Raw genomic sequence first — 20587 nt, 5'->3', positions numbered from 1 at the left:
CGATCCCCGCGCCCCGACGTCCCATCGACAGAACGGATGACGCTGTGAGAGACCAGGTGCTCGACGGTCCGCATGGACCGTTGCGCGTGCGCGTGTACGAGCCGGAGAACCCCGCGGGGCCCGGGCTGGTCTGGGTGCACGGCGGCGGATTCGCCGCGGGCGAGATCGACATGCCCGAAGCCGACTGGGTCGCACGGAGCTTCGCCGATCGCGGCATCGTCGTGGTCTCGGTGGACTACGCCCTCGCTCCGTTCCCTCGTGTCTGGGCCGCTGCGGCGGACGCACCCGAACGCGAAGGCGTGCACTACCCCGTCGCCTCCGACGAAGTGGAGCACGCGTTCCGCTGGGCAGTCGCCTCCGATCTCGCGGAAGGCCCGTGGTCGATCGGCGGTGCGAGTGCCGGCGGCAACCTCGCGACCGGTGCGGCACTCCGTCTCAGCCATGGCGCAGGCCCTTTCGCGGCACTCGCAGTGCTCGCATACCCGACGCTGCATGCCGTGCAGGGCGCACCGGATGCCGCACTTCGCGCCGCACTCGATGCCGACCCCGAGGCAGACACCTTCGGCCCCGAGGCCGTGCGTGGAATGTATGAGAACTATCTCGGAGGCCCGGTCTCGGCTACCGAGGTCTACGCCGTTCCGGGCACGGCATCCCCCGCCCAGCTCTCGCACTTCCCCGCCACGATCATGATCAACGGCGAGGTCGACGAGCTCCGCGTCTCGGGCGAGGCGTTCGGCGCCTTGCTGCGCGACGCCGGCATCGCCCTCGACATCTCCACCGAGCCCGGCACCCGCCACGGCCACCTCAACCAGCCAGAACTCGCGGCGGCGACCGCATCGATCGATCGCTTCGCCGCCCGCATCCTCGCCACGTCTCCCGAGCACAAGGAACAGTCATGACCAATCCCACCGCCGCCGCCCTCATCGAGCGGTCGAACCGCCTGGGCGCCGATCCCAAGAACACCAACTACGCGGGCGGCAACACGTCGGCCAAGGGCACCGAGACCGACCCGGTCACGGGCCAGCCGGTCGAGCTGATGTGGGTCAAGGGATCGGGCGGAGACCTGGGGACCCTCACGGAGCAGGGCCTGGCTGTGCTGCGCCTCGACCGCATGCGCGCGCTCGTCGACGTCTACCCCGGCCTCGACCGAGAAGACGAGATGGTCGCCGCGTTCGACTACTGCCTGCACGGCAAGGGCGGCGCCGCCCCGTCGATCGACACCGCGATGCACGGCCTCGTCGATGCCGCACACGTCGACCACCTGCACCCCGACTCGGGCATCGCGATCGCCACCGCCGCAGACGGCGAAGAGCTGACCGCGAAGATCTTCGGCGACAAGGTCGTGTGGGTGCCGTGGCGTCGCCCGGGCTTCCAGCTCGGACTCGACATCGCCGCGATCAAGGCGAAGAACCCGCAGGCGATCGGCACCATTCTTGGCGGACACGGCATCACGGCCTGGGGTGACACGTCGGAGGAGGCCGAGGCCAACTCGCTGTGGATCATCGACACCGCCGCCGCCTACATCGAGGCCAACGGCAAGGCCGACCCGTTCGGCGGTGTCCGTGCCGACTTCGAGGCCCTCCCCGAAGCTGAGCGCCGTGAGCGCGCCGCCGCCCTCGCCGGCACCATCCGCGGCATCGCGTCGACCGACAAGCCGATGGTCGGCCACTTCACCGACTCCGACGTCGTGCTCGACTTCCTCGCCTCCGACCGGGCCCCCGAGCTCGCCGCTCTCGGCACCAGCTGCCCCGACCACTTCCTGCGCACCAAGGTCAAGCCGCTGATCCTCGACCTGCCCGTCACCGCATCCCTCGACGAGCAGATCGCCCGCCTGCACGAGCTGCACACCGAGTACCGCGCCGACTATCAGGCCTACTACGACGCGCACGCGACGGCTGAGTCTCCGGCGATCCGCGGTGCCGACCCGCTCATCGTGCTCGTTCCCGGTATCGGCATGTTCTCGTACGGGGCGAACAAGCAGACCGCCCGCGTCGCCGGCGAGTTCTACGTCAACGCGATCAACGTCATGCGCGGGGCCGAGGCGCTGTCGACCTACTCCCCCATCTCCGACGCCGAGAAGTTCGACATCGAGTACTGGGCGCTCGAAGAGGCGAAGCTGCAGCGCATGCCGAAGCCGAAGTCGCACCAGGGCCGCATCGCGTTCGTCACCGGGGCTGCCAGCGGCATCGGCAAGGCCATCGCCACCCGCCTCGCGGCCGAGGGCGCCTGCGTCGTCATCGCCGACCTCGACCTCGAGAAGGCCCAGGCCGCCGCGGCCGAGCTCGGCAACACCGACGTCGCTATCGGCGTCGCGGCGAACGTCGCCGACGCCGATGCGATCCAGGCCGCGCTGAACGACGCCGTGCTCGCGTTCGGCGGCGTCGACCTCGTCGTCAACAACGCCGGACTCTCACTGTCGAAGCCGCTGCTCGAGACCACCGAGAAGGACTGGGACCTGCAGCACGACGTCATGGCCAAGGGTTCGTTCCTCGTGTCGAAGGCGGCAGCCCGCGTGCTGATCGACCAGAAGCTCGGCGGAGACATCATCTACATCTCGTCGAAGAACTCCGTCTTCGCCGGCCCGAACAACATCGCGTACTCGGCGACCAAGGCCGACCAGGCCCACCAGGTGCGACTGCTGGCCGTCGAGCTCGGCGAGTTCGGCATCCGCGTCAACGGCATCAACCCCGACGGCGTCGTGCGCGGCTCTGGCATCTTCGCCTCGGGCTGGGGTGCGAACCGCGCCGCGACCTACGGCGTCGCCGAAGAGGACCTCGGCCAGTTCTACGCGAACCGCACGATCCTCAAGCGCGAGGTCGTTCCCGAGAACGTCGCGGATGCCGTCTATGTGCTGACGGGCCCCGAGCTCAGCCGCACGACCGGTCTGCACATCCCGGTCGACTCCGGCGTCGCCGCGGCGTTCCTGCGATGACTGTCCGCGCCGTCGCCGCCGTCGACCTCGGGGCGACCAGCGGTCGCGTCATGATCGGGCGGATCGGCGACGGCCGGCTCGACCTCGAGCTCGTCTCACGGTTCCCGAACGGGCCCGTCGAGCGCGAAGACGGACTGCACTGGGACTTCGGCGCTCTCTACGAGCATGTCGTCGCAGGCCTCGCCGAGGCCGTTCGTCGCGAGCCGGGCATCGAGAGCATCGGCATCGATTCGTGGGCCGTCGACTACGGCCTCGTGAAGGACGGCGAGCTTCTCGCTGAGCCGTTCCACTATCGCGACGACCGCACCGTGCGCGGCGTCGCGGAGGTGCACGCCGAGGCGCCTTTCGCCGAGCTATACCAGCGCAACGGACTGCAGTTCCTGCCGTTCAACACGCTCTACCAGTACCGCGTCGACGCGCGTCTCGCCGACGCCGACACGGCGCTGCTGATCCCCGACCTCATCGCCCTCCTGCTCACCGGAACGTCCGTCGCCGAACGCACGAATGCCTCGACCACCGGACTGCTCGGCGTCGGATCGGGCGAGTGGGACAGCGAGCTGGCCGAGCGCCTCGGCATCCCGTCGAGCATCCTGCCGACGCTCGTCGATCCGGGCGAGACGATCGGCACCCTGCGACCCGAGCTCGCTGAACGCGTCGGCAAGGAGCTGCCCGTGATCGCGGTCGGCTCGCACGACACGGCATCCGCCGTCGTCGCCGCTCCGCTGTCGACCCCGCACTCCGCGTACATCTCGTGCGGCACCTGGGGCTTGGTCGGTGTCGAGCTGACCGAGCCGGTGCTGACGGATGCTGCGCGCGAGGCCAACTTCACGCACGAGCTCGGCGTCGACGGACGCTACCGGTTCCTGCACAACGTCACCGGGCTCTGGCTGCTCAGCGAGACCGTGCGCGCGTGGGAGACGGAAGACGGAACGTCGATCGACCTGTCCGAGCTGCTGACTGCGGCATCCGCGGTCACGGGCGACGTGCCGATCTTCGACGCCAACGACCCCACCCTCGGCGCTCCTGGCGACATGCCTGCGCGCATCGCGGCGCTGCTCGGTGCGCAAGCGCCGTCGTCACGGCCAGCGTTCGCACGGTCGATCGTCGAGTCGATCGCGACAGCGTTCGCGGATGCCGTGCAGACGGCATCCGATCTGTCAGGGCGCGAACTCGACAGCATCCACCTGGTCGGAGGTGGCTCGCTGAACCGCCTGCTGTGCCAGGCGACGGCTGATCGCACCGGCCTTCCGGTGCTCGCGGGCCCCGTCGAGGCGACCGCTCTCGGCAACGTGCTCGTGCAGGCGCGCGCTCTGGGCGCCGCCCCCTCGTCTCTCCAGGAGCTGCGAGCGCTCGTCGCCGCGACCCACGATCCCGAGCGCTTCGACCCGCGCTGACCCGCTCGCACCTCTCGGGCGGCTGACGCCACTGTGCGCAGTCGGCTGCCCGGATCACGGATGGATGCCGAGAACACCCTTTCTCGGCATCCATCCGTGCTTTCGGCATGCACGTGTGTCGCGCGGGACACTCGCAGGACGGGCGGAGAGCTGCGCCCTGCCCCCGGCACACGAAAGGGGCGCCGGGCCGAAGCCCGACGCCCCCGACGAACCCGACTCAGAAGTCGAACTCGCCGATGTTCTCTGCGTTGAACTCGAACGGGTCGCCGAGCAGCACGACGCCGTCGGCGCCGACCGTGTACTCGCCGAGCTCGCCGGCTTCGAAGGTGTCGCCCTCTTCGCCGGTGATCTCGCCCTCGATCAGCGCCTTGGACGCGAAGGCCGCCAGGTAGCCGAGGTCGGCCGGGTTCCACAGCGCGAACGCGGTGACGGTGCCGTCTTCGACGTACTCGCGCATCTGGTTCGGGGTGCCGAGACCGGTGATCGCGACCTTGCCCTTGTAGTCCGAGGTCGAGACGTAGCGCGCGGCAGCCGCGATGCCGACCGTGGTGGGCGAGATGATGCCCTTCAGGTTCGGGTGGCTCTGCAGCAGGGCCGCAGTCTTGTCGAACGACGTCTGGTCGTCGTCGTCGCCGTAGACGGTCTCGACGATGGTGATGTCGGGGTACTCGCTGGCGACGTACTCCTCCATGAGTTCGATCCACGCGTTCTGGTTGGTCGCGTTGGCGGATGCCGACAGGATCGCGACCTCGCCCGCTCCACCGATCTGGTCGGCTATCAGATCGACCTGCACCTTGGCGATGCCCTCGGAGTCGGCCTGGTTGATGAACAGGTCACGGCACTCGGGGTTCGTGTCGGAGTCGAAGGTGACGACCTTGACGCCGGCGTCGCGAGCCTCGTTCAGCGCATCGCAGATCGCCTTGGGGTCGTTGGCCGAGACGACCAGCGCACCGACGGCCTGCTGCGTCGCGGTGTTGATGTAGCTGACCTGCGCGTCGGGCGTGGCCTCGGCCGGGCCGACCTCGGCGAACGTACCGCCGAACTCGTCGACGGCCGTCTTGCCGCCCTCGCTCGAGGTGTCGAAGTAGGGGTTTCCGAGGTTCTTGGGCAGGAACGTGATCGACAGGTTGTCGGACCCGCCGCCTTCGCCCTCGCCCGAACCCGAGCCGCCGGTGCCGCCGCTGGTGTCGGCGCAGCCGCTCAGCACGAGCGCTGCGGCCACGGCGACCGCCGCGAACCCCGCGATCTTCTTGCGTGCAAACGTCATTGTTCTTCCTTTCGTGATGATCACCGCTGGCGGGTGCCGACGATGAGAGGCTGCCTCATGGTGCGGGAGAGGCCGCTACGCGGAGGGGCGGGCCGGCCTTCGACCTGACGCGCTGCGCCCAGGCGAGGACGCTGGCTGCGACGACCGAGAAGATCAGCAGACCGCCGGTGATGATGTTGATGACGTCGGAGGTGACGCCGGCGAGGCGCAGGCTGCTGCCGAGCACCCCGATCAGGAGCACCGCGGCGACGACGCCGTGCAGGTGACCCCGCCCGCCGAAGACCGAGACTCCGCCGAGCACGACGGCCGCGATCACCTGCAGTTCGAGGCCGGTGGCGTTGTCTCCGCGGGCGCTGCCGAACCGCAGCGTGTAGAAGATGCCGGCGAACGCGGCGACGACACCCGAGAGCACGAACAGGATGAACTTCGTGCGTTCGACATCGACGCCCGAGAAACGCGCCGCGTCCTTCGAGAGTCCGATCGCGAAGATGCCCCGACCGAAGGGGGTGAAGTGCAGCAGCACCGCGAACAGCACCAGCAGGATCAGGAACGGGATGACGATGTACGGGATCGTCGTGCCGGCGATCTTCGCCTTCGCCAGCGCCGTCCACGTCTCCGGGAAGTCGGTGACCGCGGTGGTGCCGAGCAGGCCGACCGCGAGGCCACGGAAGAGCGCGAGCGTGCCGATCGTGACGGCGAGCGAGGGCAGGCCGACGACCGTGACGAGGAAGCCGTTGAAGGCCCCTCCCACGACTCCGACCAGCAGCGCCGCCAGGGCCGCGACCTCGAACGGCGCCCCCGACTCGGTGAGCACACCGGTCACGACGCTGGCGAGTCCGACCATGGAGCCGACCGACAGGTCGATCTCGCCGGTGATCATCACGAGCGTCATCGGCAGCGCGATCAGCAGAATGGGCGCGACATCGAGCAGGAGGTAGTTCGCCGTGATCGGCTGCGCGAAGCCGCGGATCGTGACGGCCGCGACGATCGCCACCAGCACGAGCAGCGCGATGATCGCGAACTCGCGGTTGACGAAGATGCGACGCCACAGGGGCCGGTCGTAGTCGCGGATGACGCGCGTCGACGTCGTCGTCGTTGTCGTGGTCATGATTCGTCCCTCGCCTCGATGAGCTGGCGTCTCTGTCTGACCGCGAGCACCCGGTCGAGCACGATGGCCCCGATGATGAGCACACCGACCACGGCGCGCTGCCAGAAGTCGGGGATGCCGAGAATCGGCAGTGCGCGGTTGATGGTCATCAGGAGCATGGCGCCGATGGCCGCACCCCAGACCGTGCCGACACCGCCGGTGATCGCGATGCCGCCGATCACGGCCGCGCCGACCGCATCCAACTCCCAGCCGCTGCCGGCCTGTGAGCTGATCGATCCGTAGCGCGCGGCGTAGAAGACGCCGGCCAGCCCGGCCAGCGCGCCGGAGAGCACGAACGCGGAGAGCACCCGGCGGGTGACCTTGAGGCCGTAGAGCTCGGCGGCCGAGGGGTCGGATCCGATCGCGTAGTACTCGCGGCCGCCCCTGGTGTTGCGCAGATACCAGGCGGCCAGTGCGAGCACGATCACCGCGACGATCGACAGCACCGGGATGAAGAGGATCTGCTGGGTGCCGAGCGCGAGGAAGTCCTTCGGCATGTCGGAGGCGTTGATGCGGTCGCTGCCGGTCCACAGCACGTTGATGCCGCGGTAGGCATAGAGCGTGCCGAGTGTGATCACCATCGCCGGCACCTTGGCGAATGCGACCAGGGCGCCGTTCACGAGACCGAGGAAGGCTCCGAGCAGCACGGCTGCGATCACGACGACGACGATCGGGATGCCGGGCACGTCGACGAAGAGGCGTCCGGTGAGATATGCCGTCAGGCCCATGACCGAGCCGACCGAGAGGTCGACATTGCGGGTGATGATCACGATGGCCTGGCCGACCGCGACGAGCATGAGGATCGACGGCGTCAGCAGCAGGTCGCGCCAGCCGTCGGCGCTGAACAGGAAGTTGGGGTTCTTCACCGTGGCGGCGATCACGACGAGCACGAGGGCGGCGAGGATGCCGAACTCCCGTGCACGGCCGATGCCGCCCGGCTTCTTGGCGATCGCCGGAGCGGCGGCCGCCGGCGCGGTGGTGAGGCTCATGACTGCAGCTCCGATGAGTGGGTGGCGGCGAACATGACGTTCTCGCTGGTGGCGTCGTCGCGGGAGATCTCGGCGGTGATGCGCCCTTCGCGCATCACGAGCACGCGGTCTGCCATGCCGAGGACTTCGGGGAGCTCCGACGAGATCATCAGGATCCCGAGGCCCTCGCCCGCGAGCTGCGAGAGCAGGCGGTGCACCTCGGACTTCGTGCCGACATCGATGCCTCGTGTCGGCTCGTCGATGATCAGCACCCGCGGGTCGGTTGCAAGCCACTTGGCCAGCACGACCTTCTGCTGGTTTCCGCCCGAGAGGGTGGCTGCGACGGTGTCGAGCGCGTGCGTCTTGACCTCGAGGCGCGATGCCCACTCCTTCGCCGCACGGTTCTCGATGCCGCTGGTGATCAGACCCCACTTCGACAGGCGCCGACGGATCGCGAGAGTGATGTTGCCGCCGACACCCGCATCGATGACGAGCCCCTGCTTGCGGCGGTCCTCGGGCACGAGCGCGAGGCCGCTGCGCATCGCCGCGGTGGGGTTGCGGCGTGCGACGCCTGCGCCGAGCATCCGCACCTCTCCGTCGCTGTACGGATCGACGCCGAAGATCGCTCGGGCGACTTCGGAGCGCCCTGCCCCGACGAGGCCGGCCAGGGCGACGATCTCGCCCGCGCGAACGGTGAAGGAGATGTCGTGGAAGACGCCGGGGCGGGTGAGGCCGGTGACCTCGAGCAGCGGTTCGCCGATCGCGGCCTCCTGCTTGGGGAAGAGCTCGGTGACGTCGCGACCGACCATCTGCCTGACCAGGTCGTCGACCGTGGTCTCGGCGATCGGGGTCGTGTCGATGTAGGCGCCGTCGCGCATCACGGTCACCGTGTCGCACAGGTCGAACACCTCGTCGAAGCGGTGCGAGATGAAGAGGATCGCACGGCCCTCGTCGCGGAGGCTCCGGGCGACGGCGAACAGACGGTCGACCTCGACGCCGCTGAGCGCCGCGGTCGGCTCGTCCATGATCAGCACGCTCGCGTCGAGCGAGATGGCCTTGGCGATCTCGATGATCTGCTGGTCGGCGATCGAGAGACCCTCGGTGATGCGGTCGGGGTCGAGCGTCACTCCCAGGCGACGGAAGATCTGGTCGACCTCGGTGCGCATGGCTTTGCGGTCGATGCGTCCGAGGAGTCCGGTGGGCTGACGCCCCATGAAGATGTTCTCGGTCACCGAGAGATCGGGGAACAGCGTCGGCTCCTGATAGATGACCGCGATGCCTGCGGTCTTCGACTGGGCCGTGCTGGTGAAGTCGACGTCTTCGCCGTGCAGGCGGAAGTCCCCCGAGTCACGACGGTAGAGACCGGCCATGATCTTCACGAGCGTGGACTTGCCCGCTCCGTTCTCGCCGATGAGGGCGTGGATGGAACCGGGGCGGAGCGTCAGGCTGCCGGAGCGGAGCGCGACGACGGGGCCGAAGGATTTCACGACCCGATGCAGCTCGAGCGCGGTGGGGGGAGCGCTGCGGGCGGAGGCTGCGTCTACCACTGGCTTTCCTCTCCGTTGAGGGGGATGATGATCGGAATGAACTTTACCTGAATCGATTCAAGCTCGTTTCAGGCTAGTGTATGTGATGCCGGTCTCAGGTCAACCCCCGATGCCGAAGCGTGATCCGCCCGACGACGAGAGGACAGCCGAATGCCGATCAGCATCCGCGATGTCGCCGTCCGTGCGGGCGTCTCCGTCGGCACGGTCTCGAACGTGTTGAATCGGCCGGACGAGGTCTCCAGCGACTCGGTCGAACGCGTCACGCAGGCGATCGAAGAACTCGGCTATGTGCGCAATGACGCGGCACGCAAGCTGCGAGCCGGTGTCAGCACGACCGTGGGATTCGTGGTGCTCGACGGCCAGAACCCCTTCTACAACGACGTCGTGCGCGGGGCGGAGGACGAGGCATCCAGTCACGGCATCGCGATCCTCTACGGCAACACCGACGACGACCCCTCGCGGGAGAAGGTCTACCTCGATCTGTTCCGCGAGCAGCAGGTGCGCGGTCTGCTCATCGCCCCCTACGGCGACGTCATGACGCAGCTGCGCAGGTTCCGCGCGAGCGGCATCGCGACGGTGCTCGTCGACCGGTTCAGCGCCGACAGCGGGTTCTCGTCGGTCTCGGTCGACAGCGTCGCGGGCGGACGACTCGCGGTCGAGCATCTGATCGAGGGAGGTCGGCGGCGCATCGCCTTCGTCGGCGGCCCCTTCGACATGCGCCAGGTCACCGACCGTCTCGCCGGCGCTCGTGCCGCGGCCGAGAACGCGGCCGTGCACGTCGAGCTCGAGGTCGTGCCGACCGCGGCGATGACCGTCGAAGAGGGTGTCGCTGCGGGCGCGCGCCTGCTCACCCGCCCGCGCCGCGACTGGCCTGATGCGCTCTTCGCCGCGAACGACCTGCTCGCCCTCGGCCTGCTGCAGTCGCTCGTGGCCGGCGGACGCCTGCTCGTGCCGCAGGAGATCGCTCTGATCGGCTTCGACGACAACCCGTTCGCCGCGGCCGCCGCAGTCCCGCTGTCATCGATCCGCCAGCCCAGCCGCATGATCGGGCGCACCGCGCTGCGGATCGTGCTCGAAGAGGCGGCCGACCCTGAGAGCATCCCCCGGCAGACCGTGTTCCCGCCCGAGCTGATCGTGCGCAGCTCGACCAGCGGCTGACGGTCCGTCCGCGGCGCAGCGTTGCGGGACGGATGGCTGACCGATTCCCGGTTGGCTGCCGCCTGACACGCGGATGATCAGCAGCCATGGTCCCGCAGGAGTCGCCCTCACCGAGGCCCGTACGCCCTCGCGACCGGACGCCGCAGTCCCTCATATTCGACGGACGGCCAGCGGTCGTCGACCGTCAGCACTTCCCAGCCCTCCGCTGTACGCAGCATGGTGTCCTCGATCTTGAGCCCCGGTACTGTCGGATTCCACGCGAACGCCTGGTTCTCGACGAGACGATCGACCGTGGATGCCGCAGCGCGGGGGTCGCGCCCGGCATAGCCGCTCGGCCCACCCTGGTGGTGCCGCTGCCACTCGTCGGCGTCGAAGCCGAAGCGGGCGTACGCCGCCGTGCCCGCGGCGAACGCCCCGTCGAGGCGAGCGCCCGGCGCCGACGCGTCGAGGAAAGCACGCTCCACGCCGAGCAGCGGTTCCTCGTCGACCGGCGATCCGACCCAGCGGGTGGCGTTGGCGATCAGCCCGTCGCGGCGACCGCACACCACGACCATGGCCCGATCTCCGAGCACGCCCGCGGTCGGAAGCGGATGCCGGAACGCACCGCGATCAGCGCCGGCGACGAGCACGACGAGCGGATCGATCCCCCGGGCGACGAACTCCGCGGCGACCATCGCCGCGACCGCGCGCTCGGTTTGATCCGACCCGACGCGGCCCAGCACATCGGTCAAGGTCTGGGCCGTCTCGCGCCCGAGGACTCGGTACCTCTCGGTCTCGGCGGGCAGCATCCGCGCTCGCGCTGCGCGGAGCTCTGCCGCCACCTGCGACTCCGGAACGCCCGACCGCTCGGCCGCCGCGATCGACGGCGGGATCCACCACGGCACCCGCACCACGCGCTCGGCATCCTCCGGCAGCAGCTCTTCGGCGATCAGTCGATCCGCCTCGTTCGCGGCGACGAACAGCACATCTCCGTGCGTCTCCGCGCGCACCGCGAGCACCGGCGGACCCGCGAGCGACACATGCGTGCGCGCTCCCTCGAGGTACCACGACACCGCCTCGTGCGAGGTGAGCACGAGCGTCGCACCATCGACGTCGCGCCGCACTCGCGCGAGACGTTGCTGCTTCTCGATGCGATCTTCGGATGCTCCGGCCACGCGACCCTCCTCGTAGAACGTTTTCTCGTAGTATGACGACAGCCGTGACCGATCGCGGAATGGAGGGATGCTGATGGCACGCGAATCCTCTCGCCCCGGCATCACCGACGTCGCGAAGCTCGCCGGCGTCTCGCTGTCGACCGTGTCGCGAGCGATGAACGGAAACCCCACTGTCGACCCCGCTCTCGCGGAGCGAGTGCGGGCCGCCGCCGCCGAACTCGGCTACACCGCGAACCCGGTGGCTCGGAGTCTGGTGCTCGGCCGCACCCAGACGGTCGCGGTCGTCATCCCGGATCTCGAGAACCCGACCTTCCAGGCGATCCTCCGCGGGCTCAGCCGCGCGGCCACCGCAGACGGCTATCACGTGCTCGTCGCCGATTCCCGCGAAGATCTCGACGAGGAGCACGCGCTCGCCAGGGCGACACGGCTGCGCACAGACGGCGTGATCCTGTGCGCTCCTCGAATGCCCGAAGAGGAGCTCGCGACGCTGCTGCCCGCGCTCTCCCCCGCCGTCGTGATCAACCGCGGACCGCAGATCAGCGCTCCCGTCGTCGGCGCCGACTACGGCTCCGGCATGCGCGAGATCGTCGACCATCTGACGTCTCTCGGCCACCGCCGGCTGGTCTATCTCGCCGGAGCGACGCGCAGCGTGACGCACAAGGCGCGACAGGATGCGATCGCCGCAGCGGTCTCCGGGTTCGACCGGCTCGACCGGCTCGAGGTCGAGGAGATCACCGCGGGGGTCGACTTCGACAGCGGCACGGCCGTCGCCGATCAGGTGCTCGCGAGCGGTGCGACCGCCGTGATCGCCTACAACGACCTCGTCGCGATGGGCCTCCTCTCGGCGCTGACCGTGCGCCGAGTCGAGGTACCGGGCCAGCTGTCGATCACCGGCTTCGACGACATCCCGTCCGCCGCCTACACGTCGCCGCCGCTCACGACCGCGGCGGTGCCGGCTGTGGATCTCGGCGCAGCAGCCTGGGCCGCCATGCACGCCCAACTCACCGGCGGCGAACCCACTCCGGCGCTCACGCTGACGCCGACCCTGGTCGTGCGCGGAAGCACCTCCGCCCCGCGCGAGGACTGAGCCGCCTCCGTCCGAGTGCTCGGCTTCCGCCCTGTGCTATCGTCGAGAAAACGTTTCCTGAGTTCGAGATCACAGAAGGATCACGATGACGAAGACCCGTTATGCCCTGGCCGGTGCCGGAGTCCGCGCGCAGATGTATGTCGATGCGATCACCGGAGCGCACCGGGACCGCGCCGAACTGGTTGCGATCGTCGAGCCCAACCCCGTGCGCGCCGCCTTCCATTCAGAACGCGCCGTCGAGGCAGGCGCCTCCGCTCCCCGGCTCGCGACCCCCGACGAGCTCGAACAGGTGATCCGCGACGAACGCGTCGACCGGGTCATCATCTGCTCGCGCGACGATCTGCACGCCGAGTTGATCGTCCGCTCGCTCGAGGCCGGTGCCGATGTCGTGGTCGAGAAGCCGCTGACGATCGACGCGGCGAGCGCGGCCCGCATCGAAGAGGCCGTCGAACGCACCGGCCGCCAGGTGGTGCTGACGTTCAACTACCGGTACTCCCCCCGCAACAGCGCGCTGCGCCGGATCATCCAGGACGGCACGATCGGGCAGGTCACCTCCGTCGACTTCCAGTGGATGCTCGACACCAACCACGGCGCAGACTACTTCCGCCGCTGGCACCGGGACAAGAAGAACTCGGGCGGTCTTCTCGTGCACAAGTCGAGCCATCACTTCGACCTCGTCAACTGGTGGATCCGCTCGCAGCCGACCCGTGTCTACGCATCGGGCGGTCTGCGCTTCTACGGCGCCGAGAATGCGGCCGGCCGCGGCCTCGGCGAGCGGCCGGCGCGAGGAACCCACGACGGGGGCGACCTCTTCGAACTCGACCTCCGCACCGACGAACGCCTGACCGCGCTCTACCTCGACGCCGAGCAGCACGACGGCTACGTGCGCGATCTCGATGTGTTCAGCGCGGGCATCACGATCGAGGACAACCTCGCGCTCGTCGTCGACTACGTCTCGGGCGCGACCATGTCGTACTCGCTGAACGCGCACTCGCCGTGGGAGGGCTATCGCGTCGCCGTCAACGGCACGCTCGGCCGCGTCGAGCTCGAGGTCGTCGAACGCGGAGCCGTGCTGGCCGGCGAGGGCCTGCATCCCCACATCGACCCGAGCCTCTCGGGCGGCGACGGCGCCAGCGCACTGCGCCCTGAAGGCGAGCGCATTCTCGTGCAGCGGCACTGGGAAGCGGCCTACGAGGTGCCTATCGACGGCGGCGACGGCGGACACGGCGGCGGCGACGCCCTGCTCCTGTCCGATGTCTTCGACGGTCCAGGCGATGACCCGCTCGCGCGGCCGGCGGACTGGACAGACGGCATCCGCTCCATCGCCGTCGGCATCGCGGGCAACCGCTCGCTCGAGACCGGACTCCCCGTGAGGGTCGACGAGCTCGGGATCGCCCTGCTCGCACGCCGATGAGGATCGTCGTCACCGGCGGGTCCGGGCGACTCGGGCGCACGCTCGTGACAGGACTCGCGGATGCCGGACACGAGCTCATCTCCGTCGACAGAGAGCCGATCGCACACCTCGACCGCGCCGGGATCACTCAGTTCTCCCTCGATCTGACCGATGCGGATGCCACCGCGTCGGCGCTCGCGAGCGCACGAGCTGACGTGGTGATCCACCTCGCGGCGATCGCGGTGCCCTTCAGCGCACCGGAAGACGTGATCCTGCGCACGAACGCCGCCCTCGCGCAGTCGGTGCTCGGCGGAGCCGTGCGTGCAGGCATCCGCCGCGTGGTCGCAGCGTCGAGCCCGACGGTGATCGGCTACGGCGCACCCCGCGGCTGGACTCCCGAGCGCCTCCCCCTCGACGAGACGTCGCCCACCGAACCGTGGAACGCCTACGCCCTGTCGAAGCTGCTCATCGAGCAGACCATCGACATGCTGCGGCGCCAGGCGGGCGACGACGTGCGGTTCGCATCCTTCCGCCCCTGCTACGTGATCGCCCCCGAGGAATGGGCCGGCGCTCCGACCCAGCAGGGGCACACCGTGCTCGAACGCCTCGATGACCCCGCCCTGTCGGCACCGGCGCTCTTCAACTACATCGATGCCCGCGACGTCGCAGCCTTCGCAGACGCCCTGCTCGACGCCCTCGACGACATCCCGAACGGCGAGCGGTTCTTCGTCGGCGCCGACGACGCGCTCGCCCGCCGCCCGCTGAGCGAGCTGCTGCCGCAGTTCCACCCCGGCACCGCGCGGGCGGCGGCCGAGCTCACCCGCACTGCGCCCGCGTTCTCCTCCGCCAAAGCGACTCGCCTGCTCGGCTGGCGCGCCGCGCGCACCTGGCGCACAGAGCTCGCCGCAGGACGCGCACTGCTGTGACCACCATCCGGAGTCTGACGTCGCGTCTCCAGCGGGTGCCGCTGACGCGTCCGTGGGCTGCCGACGTGACGTCGCTCGGAATCATCGCGACCCACGTCGTGCGCTCAGACGGCGGCGAAGGATGGGGTTTCTCGTGGAGCCCGCAGATCGGCGCACCCGCAGTGCAGTCGCTGCTGCAGCACGACATCGCTCCCGCCTCCGTGGGTCGACCCGCTGTTCCCTGCGAGGCCTGGCAGAGCCTGTGGGAGCACCTGCACGAAGCGGGCGGCGGTGGCATCACGACGATCGCGCTGGCAGGGCTCGACCTCGCGCTGTGGGATGCCGAGGCGCGCGCTGCCGACACCTCGGTGTCGCGCCTGATCGGCCGCCGCCGTGAGCGCGTGCGCGCCTACGGATCGGGCGTGAACCTGCACTACCCGCTCGAAGAGCTGCTCGCCCAGGTGCAGCGCTGGATCGATGCGGGGTTCGATGCCGTGAAGATCAAGGTCGGAAAGCCCGATCTCTCGGAGGACATCGAGCGCGTCGCCGCCGTGCGCGCGCTGCTCGGACCCGATCGCGCGCTGATGATCGACGCGAACCAGCGCTGGGATCTCGACCGCGCGACGACGTCGATCGACGCACTGTCGCGCTTCGATCTCGCCTGGATCGAGGAGCCGCTGCGGGCCGACGACCTCATCGGCCACACCGAGCTCGCCCGTCGCATCGACGTGCCCATAGCGGTCGGCGAGAACCTGCACACGGTGCACCGCTTCGCAGACTTCCTCCGGGCAGGCGCCGCGCAGATCGTGCAGCCCAACATCGTGCGCGTCGGCGGAATCACCCCGTTGCTCCGCATCGCCGGGCTCGCCGCCTCGCATGGCGTCGCCCTGCATCCTCACCTGCTGCCAGAGCTCTCGGGCCAGCTCGCCCTGACGCTGCCCGACACCGCGTTCGAACCACTGGTCGAGGATGTGGAGGATGCCGGATTCGGTGCGCTCGGCGCTCTGGCCGATCCCTCGCCCGTGACCGTCGCCGACGGCTTCCTCACGGAGAACGAGCATCACGGCCTCGGCATCCGCTTCTCCCCCGTTCTCGGAGACGAGGCTGGACGCGACCTGACGACCTGACGCACAGCCCCGCGCACGACAGCGCCCTCCCCGTCGCAGGACGGAGAGGGCGCTTCGTCGTTCGGACGGTCTGAGATCAGGCCGGCGTCAGCACTCCCGCGTTCGCGCCCTCGAGCAGCTGCTCGACCTGCTCGTGCGTGACGTCGACACCGGGGAATCCGATCAGTCGGCCGATCGGGAACGACGCCATCATCTTCTGCATCGCCTCGTCGTTCGGCATCATCGAGGCGGCCGACGAGTCCGCACCGGTCAGCTCTCCCAGGAATCCGCCGAGGGCGCCCATGACGATCGGGCCAGCTACGGGGTGCGCGAGGACATCGCCGATCGACGAGTTCATCGTGAGGGGAAGCGAGACGGCATCGCCCTCGACCTGCACGGTCGCGGAAGAACGGATGTCGCGGCTCGACGCGGCGACCTCGACCCTGTACTCGCCGCTCTCGACGATCCAGCGGTCGACGCGCACGTCCCAATAGGCGAGGTCCTCTCGGCGCACGACGAGCTCGACAGTACGGGTCTCACCCGCAGCGAGCGCCACCGATGCGAAGGCCTTGAGCTCGCGGGGCGCGCGCTGCACGACGGAGGCGACCGGGGCCGCATACACCTGCACGATCTCGCGGCCGTCGCGGGCTCCGGTGTTGGTCACATCGACCCGCACGACGATGTCGCCGCTCTCGCTCGCCGCGACCGACGCCTCGCCATACGAGAACGTCGTGTACGAGAGGCCGTACCCGAAGGGGAAGGTGACGTCGAGGCCCTTCGCGTCGTACCAGCGGTAGCCGACCAACACGCCCTCGCCGTAGCGGACGTGACCGAACTCACCGGGGAAGCTGCCGAACGAGGGGTTGTCCTCCAGCCGCACCGGAACGGTCTCGGTGAGCTTTCCCGACGGATTCACCGCTCCGTAGAGCACGTCGGCGACAGCGCCGCCGCCGGCCTGTCCGAGCAGCCAGGTCTCGACGATCGCCGGCACCCGGTCGGCGAACGGCAGAGCGACGACGCCGCCGTTCGAGAGCACGACCACCGTGGTGGGGTTCGCCGCGATCACGGCGTCGAGCACCTCCAGCTGCGCAGCGGGCAGATCGATGTGCTCGCGGTCGAAGCCCTCGGATTCCTCGGCAGCGGGGAGACCGAGGAACACGACGGCGACGTCGGCTGCGGACGCGGCGGCGACGGCCTCGGCGCGCAGGTCGTCGGCCGAACGGCCGGATGCCGCGATGTCGCCGCCCTCGACCGCGAAGCCGGCGGCGTACGTGACGTTCTCTCCACCTACGGCACGCAGCTCGTCCCACGCAGTGTCGACGCGGGTGGGGTTGATGAGCGAGGATCCGGCTCCCTGGAAGCGCGGCTCGGTCGCGAAGGCTCCGATGACGGCGATCCTCTGGTCGGCGGCGAGCGGCAGCACGTCGCCGTCGTTCTTCAGCAGCACGATCGAGCGTCCGGCCGCTTCCCTCGCGAGCGCATGGTGCGCGTCGACGTCGAGGGGGCCTGCGACGGCCGGGCGCCGCTGCGCCTTGCGCACGAGATCGATCGCACGGTCGGCTGCGGTGTCGAGCACGCTCTCGTCGAGCTCGCCGGCACGCACCGCAGCCACGAGCTGAGCACCCGTCCGCCCGCCCGACGACGGCATCTCGAGGTCGAGACCGGCGGCGACGCCAGCCACGCGGTCGTTCACAGCACCCCAGTCCGAGACGACCACGCCGTCGAAGCCCCAGTCATCGCGCAGCACCTGTGTGAGCAGCCACGGGTCCTCCGAGGCGTAGACCCCGTTGATGCGGTTGTACGAGCACATGACGGTCCACGGCGCGGCATCCTTGACCACGCGCTCGAATCCGCGCAGGTAGATCTCGTGCAACGGCCGCGGGTCGACGTCGGAGCTCGCGCGCATGCGATCGAACTCCTGGTTGTTGGCGGCGAAGTGCTTGAGCGAGGTGCCGACGCCCTGCGATTGCACGCCACGCACCGAGGCTGCACCGAGGATCCCCGAGACGATCGGGTCTTCCGAGAAGTACTCGAAGTTGCGACCGCACAGGGGCGACCGCTTGATGTTGATGCCGGGGCCGAGCACGATGGCGACGTCCTCGATGGCCGCCTCGACACCGATGGCCGCGCCGACGCGCTCGATGATCTCGGGGTCGAACGACGAGCCGATGCCGACGGCGGGCGGGAAGCAGGTCGCCGGCACACTGCTCGAGAGACCGAGGTGATCGGTGCCGCCTGCCTGCTTACGCAGGCCGTGCGGGCCGTCGGTCATCATGATCGACGGCAGACCGATGCGGTCGATGGCCTTCGTCGTCCAGAAGTCCGCACCGCTGGTGAGCGATGCCTTCTCTTCGAGGGTGAGATCGGATGCCGATGTATCGGTCATGATGTTCCTTTCGCGGCGACGGCGGTGTCCTGCGAAAACTATATGCCAGTAAGTATTGGATTTCAAACGTTGTTCAGGATTACTCTCGAGGGATGGCACGACGAGGTTCATACGCGAAGGGCGTCGCCAGACGCGAGGAGATCCTCGAGAGCGCTCTCGATGTGATCGGCCGCAAGGGCTACCAGAATGCCTCTCTCAAGCAGATCGCCGAGCTGGTCGGCGTCACCCCCGCTGCGCTCCTGCACTACTTCGGCAGCAAGGAGGAGCTCTTCACCGAAGTGCTGCGCAAGCGCGACGAGCATGACGGCATGATGCCGCAGACGCTGAATCCGGCCGACAGCAAGTCCGCGTTCATCGATGTCATCCGCCACAACACCGAGGTCCCCGGCGTCGTCGAACTGTTCTCACGCCTCTCGGTCGACGCCGTCGACCCCGCACATCCGGCCCATCAGTACTTCCTCGAGCGCAGCGAACGGCTCCGCGAGAGCATCACCGACAGCTTCGTCCACGACGCCGCCCACCGGGCGACACTCGACCCGGACACCATGGCACGGGTGATCCAGGCGGTCGCCGACGGGCTGCAGCTGCAGTGGATGATCGACCGCTCCGTCGACATGCCGGGCATCATCGGAGCCCTCATGGACGTGCTCTACCCGCCGACCGATCAGCCGGAGACGCCTACGCGCTGAACGCGGAGAATGGTCCGTGCGGTCGGCGTGGACGTCAGCGGACGTTTCCGTTCGAGCAGGTCTGCTGCGCGGCCGAGTTGCCCTTGATCGTGTCAGGCAGCGCCACGACGTTCTCAGGTGTCGCCGCAGGATCAGGCGTCGCCGCCTCGGCACCCGCGTCGGCGGGCGTCTGCGTGGCCGGATCCGTCACGACGACTCCGTCGTTCTCGGTGTTCTGATGCGTGACCTGCAGCTGGGCGTTCTCGTTGATCGCGTTCCACATGGCCTCGGCGGACTCCTTGTCCGGCACGACGCGGTTGGGGTCGGCCGGGTCCGCGAACGTCGGGTACTGCAGGAAGACGATGTCCTCGAACGGCACGGACTTCACCGCGAGCGCGATCTGCACGATCTTCATCGGGTCGGCGAGCGAGGTACTCGCCTCGACGTTGTCGAGGCCGGTGGTCGCGAGCTTCAACATCATGGGGACGTTGCCGAGCGTCTCGCCGCTGATCAGCGTGCGCGCCAGGCTCGACATGTACTGCTGCTGGTTGCCGATTCGTCCGAGGTCGCTGCCGTCTCCGACGCCGTGGCGGGTGCGGAGGAACTGCAGAGCGGTGATGCCCTCGATCACGTGGTTTCCGGCTGCCAGATCGAGGCCCGTGTAGCGATCCTTGATCGGAGAGGCGAGGCACACCTCGACGCCGCCGATCGCATTCGTGATCTCGATCACACCGCCGAACGTGACCGATGCCGCGAACTGGATCTCCTGACCGGTGAGGTCGGAGACGGTCTTCGCGACGCAGTTGAGTCCGCCGTCGGTGTAGGCGGTGTTGATCTGCTGCTTGCTCATCGCGGAGTGCACGTCGCCCTCGGCGTCTTCGCACTCGGGGATCGGCACCATCATGTCTCGGGGCAGGCTGACGACGGTGATGCGGCGGGGCTCCTCCGACACGTGCAGGAGGAGATTCACGTCATTGAGCGTGCCTTCGGAGTCGGCGCCGGTGCAGCGTTCGCCGAAGTACTGCGCATAGGCCTCTTCGCACGTGTCGACACCGGTGAGCAGCATGTTGAATCCGCCCTCGTACTCGCTGATGTCCGGCGGCAGCTCCTCGGTGCTGTCCAGCTCGACCGCGTTGGCCGAGACCGTGCTCGAGAGGTCGTAGACGATGTACGAGACGACGCCGAAGCCGCTCACCAGGACGACGGCGAGACCGATCGCGATGAACGTCAGAAGCTGGCTGACGGGGCCCGGCGAGTGGAGCTGTCCGTGTCGCGCGATGGTACGACGGCGTCGGGTGTGAGGACTCACTCGGTGCCTTTCGGTTTCAGCGTGCGGTGCGGGGGGACACCGTTCCCTGGAATGCGGAGGGTGTGGGATTCGAACCCACGAGACATCTCTGCCCACTGGTTTTCAAGACCAGCTCCATCGGCCACTCGGACAACCCTCCCGACAGACGAATCTGCCGACAAGCCGT

The 20587-nt window shown here is 68.9% G+C and carries 16 protein-coding genes and 1 tRNA gene; 9 read left to right on the top strand and 8 right to left on the bottom strand.

Annotated features, from left to right (window positions below; translation table 11 throughout):
* The first annotated feature begins 44 nt into the window (after positions 1 to 44).
* The 3 genes from ASF87_RS09155 to ASF87_RS09145 are packed head-to-tail and all read left to right on the top strand — an operon-like array spanning position 45 to position 4326.
* Positions 45 to 899, top strand: coding sequence for an alpha/beta hydrolase (locus tag ASF87_RS09155; RefSeq protein WP_056375585.1), 855 nt, complete (start codon positions 45 to 47; stop codon positions 897 to 899).
* Positions 896 to 2932: a bifunctional rhamnulose-1-phosphate aldolase/short-chain dehydrogenase gene (locus tag ASF87_RS09150; RefSeq protein WP_056375584.1), complete on the top strand. Its 2037-nt coding sequence runs from the start codon at positions 896 to 898 to the stop codon at positions 2930 to 2932. Before ASF87_RS09155 ends, ASF87_RS09150 begins: the two co-directional genes overlap by 4 nt.
* Complete coding sequence (locus tag ASF87_RS09145; protein ID WP_056375583.1) at positions 2929 to 4326, top strand: rhamnulokinase; 1398 nt, start codon at positions 2929 to 2931, stop codon at positions 4324 to 4326. The genes ASF87_RS09150 and ASF87_RS09145 overlap by 4 nt, the downstream gene beginning before the upstream one ends.
* Before the next feature lie 217 nt (positions 4327 to 4543).
* Here ASF87_RS09145 and rhaS read toward each other — a convergent pair whose 3' ends face one another.
* The 4 genes from rhaS to ASF87_RS09125 are packed head-to-tail and all read right to left on the bottom strand — an operon-like array spanning position 4544 to position 9255.
* Entirely contained in the window at positions 4544 to 5593 is a 1050-nt protein-coding gene (gene rhaS, locus ASF87_RS09140; protein WP_042537028.1) for a rhamnose ABC transporter substrate-binding protein, read from the bottom strand.
* A 55-nt stretch (positions 5594 to 5648) separates the two neighbouring features.
* Positions 5649 to 6701, bottom strand: coding sequence for an ABC transporter permease (locus ASF87_RS09135; RefSeq protein ID WP_056375582.1), 1053 nt, complete (start codon positions 6699 to 6701; stop codon positions 5649 to 5651).
* On the bottom strand, positions 6698 to 7729 hold the full coding sequence (locus ASF87_RS09130; RefSeq protein ID WP_042537024.1) for an ABC transporter permease: 1032 nt from the start codon (positions 7727 to 7729) through the stop codon (positions 6698 to 6700). Before ASF87_RS09130 ends, ASF87_RS09135 begins: the two co-directional genes overlap by 4 nt.
* A complete protein-coding gene (locus tag ASF87_RS09125; RefSeq protein ID WP_056375581.1) occupies positions 7726 to 9255 on the bottom strand; it encodes a sugar ABC transporter ATP-binding protein in 1530 nt (509 codons plus the stop codon). The genes ASF87_RS09130 and ASF87_RS09125 overlap by 4 nt, the downstream gene beginning before the upstream one ends.
* 150 nt (positions 9256 to 9405) lie before the next feature.
* On the opposite strand from ASF87_RS09125, the gene ASF87_RS09120 reads away from it, so the two are divergent.
* Positions 9406 to 10413, top strand: coding sequence for a LacI family DNA-binding transcriptional regulator (locus ASF87_RS09120; protein ID WP_056375580.1), 1008 nt, complete (start codon positions 9406 to 9408; stop codon positions 10411 to 10413).
* A 107-nt stretch (positions 10414 to 10520) separates the two neighbouring features.
* Here the strand turns inward: ASF87_RS09120 and ASF87_RS09115 are convergent, their stop codons facing one another.
* The gene (locus tag ASF87_RS09115; RefSeq protein WP_235558911.1) at positions 10521 to 11567 is read right to left on the bottom strand and encodes a M24 family metallopeptidase; all 1047 of its coding nucleotides are present in this window, start codon (positions 11565 to 11567) and stop codon (positions 10521 to 10523) included.
* A 73-nt stretch (positions 11568 to 11640) separates the two neighbouring features.
* Between ASF87_RS09115 and ASF87_RS09110 the strand changes: the two genes are divergently transcribed.
* From ASF87_RS09110 to ASF87_RS09095, 4 genes are all read left to right on the top strand, one after another.
* Positions 11641 to 12654, top strand: a complete 1014-nt coding sequence (locus ASF87_RS09110) for a LacI family DNA-binding transcriptional regulator (RefSeq protein WP_056375579.1) — start codon at positions 11641 to 11643, stop codon at positions 12652 to 12654.
* 85 nt (positions 12655 to 12739) lie between these two features.
* Positions 12740 to 14068 (top strand): Gfo/Idh/MocA family protein, encoded by a 1329-nt coding sequence (locus ASF87_RS09105; RefSeq protein WP_056375578.1) that lies wholly within the window; start codon positions 12740 to 12742, stop codon positions 14066 to 14068.
* Positions 14065 to 14973, top strand: a complete 909-nt coding sequence (locus tag ASF87_RS09100) for an NAD-dependent epimerase/dehydratase family protein (protein WP_056375577.1) — start codon at positions 14065 to 14067, stop codon at positions 14971 to 14973. Before ASF87_RS09105 ends, ASF87_RS09100 begins: the two co-directional genes overlap by 4 nt.
* A complete protein-coding gene (locus ASF87_RS09095; RefSeq protein WP_056375576.1) occupies positions 14970 to 16079 on the top strand; it encodes a mandelate racemase/muconate lactonizing enzyme family protein in 1110 nt (369 codons plus the stop codon). Before ASF87_RS09100 ends, ASF87_RS09095 begins: the two co-directional genes overlap by 4 nt.
* 76 nt (positions 16080 to 16155) lie before the next feature.
* On the opposite strand, the gene ASF87_RS09090 is transcribed toward ASF87_RS09095, so the two are convergent.
* The gene (locus ASF87_RS09090; RefSeq protein ID WP_056375575.1) at positions 16156 to 18444 is read right to left on the bottom strand and encodes a glycoside hydrolase family 3 C-terminal domain-containing protein; all 2289 of its coding nucleotides are present in this window, start codon (positions 18442 to 18444) and stop codon (positions 16156 to 16158) included.
* Between the two features lie 92 nt (positions 18445 to 18536).
* On the opposite strand from ASF87_RS09090, the gene ASF87_RS09085 reads away from it, so the two are divergent.
* The gene (locus tag ASF87_RS09085) at positions 18537 to 19133 is read left to right on the top strand and encodes a TetR/AcrR family transcriptional regulator (protein WP_056375574.1); all 597 of its coding nucleotides are present in this window, start codon (positions 18537 to 18539) and stop codon (positions 19131 to 19133) included.
* 34 nt (positions 19134 to 19167) lie between these two features.
* Here ASF87_RS09085 and ASF87_RS09080 read toward each other — a convergent pair whose 3' ends face one another.
* Complete coding sequence (locus ASF87_RS09080) at positions 19168 to 20421, bottom strand: LCP family protein (protein ID WP_052492826.1); 1254 nt, start codon at positions 20419 to 20421, stop codon at positions 19168 to 19170.
* A 54-nt stretch (positions 20422 to 20475) separates the two neighbouring features.
* A tRNA-Ser gene (locus ASF87_RS09075) sits at positions 20476 to 20560 on the bottom strand.
* Between the last annotated feature and the right edge of the window lie 27 nt (positions 20561 to 20587).

The sequence above is a fragment of the Microbacterium sp. Leaf161 genome, assembly GCF_001423645.1.
In the GTDB taxonomy this organism is placed as follows: Bacteria; Actinomycetota; Actinomycetes; order Actinomycetales; family Microbacteriaceae; genus Microbacterium; species Microbacterium forte.
This window is presented reverse-complemented; position numbering and strand designations above follow the sequence as displayed.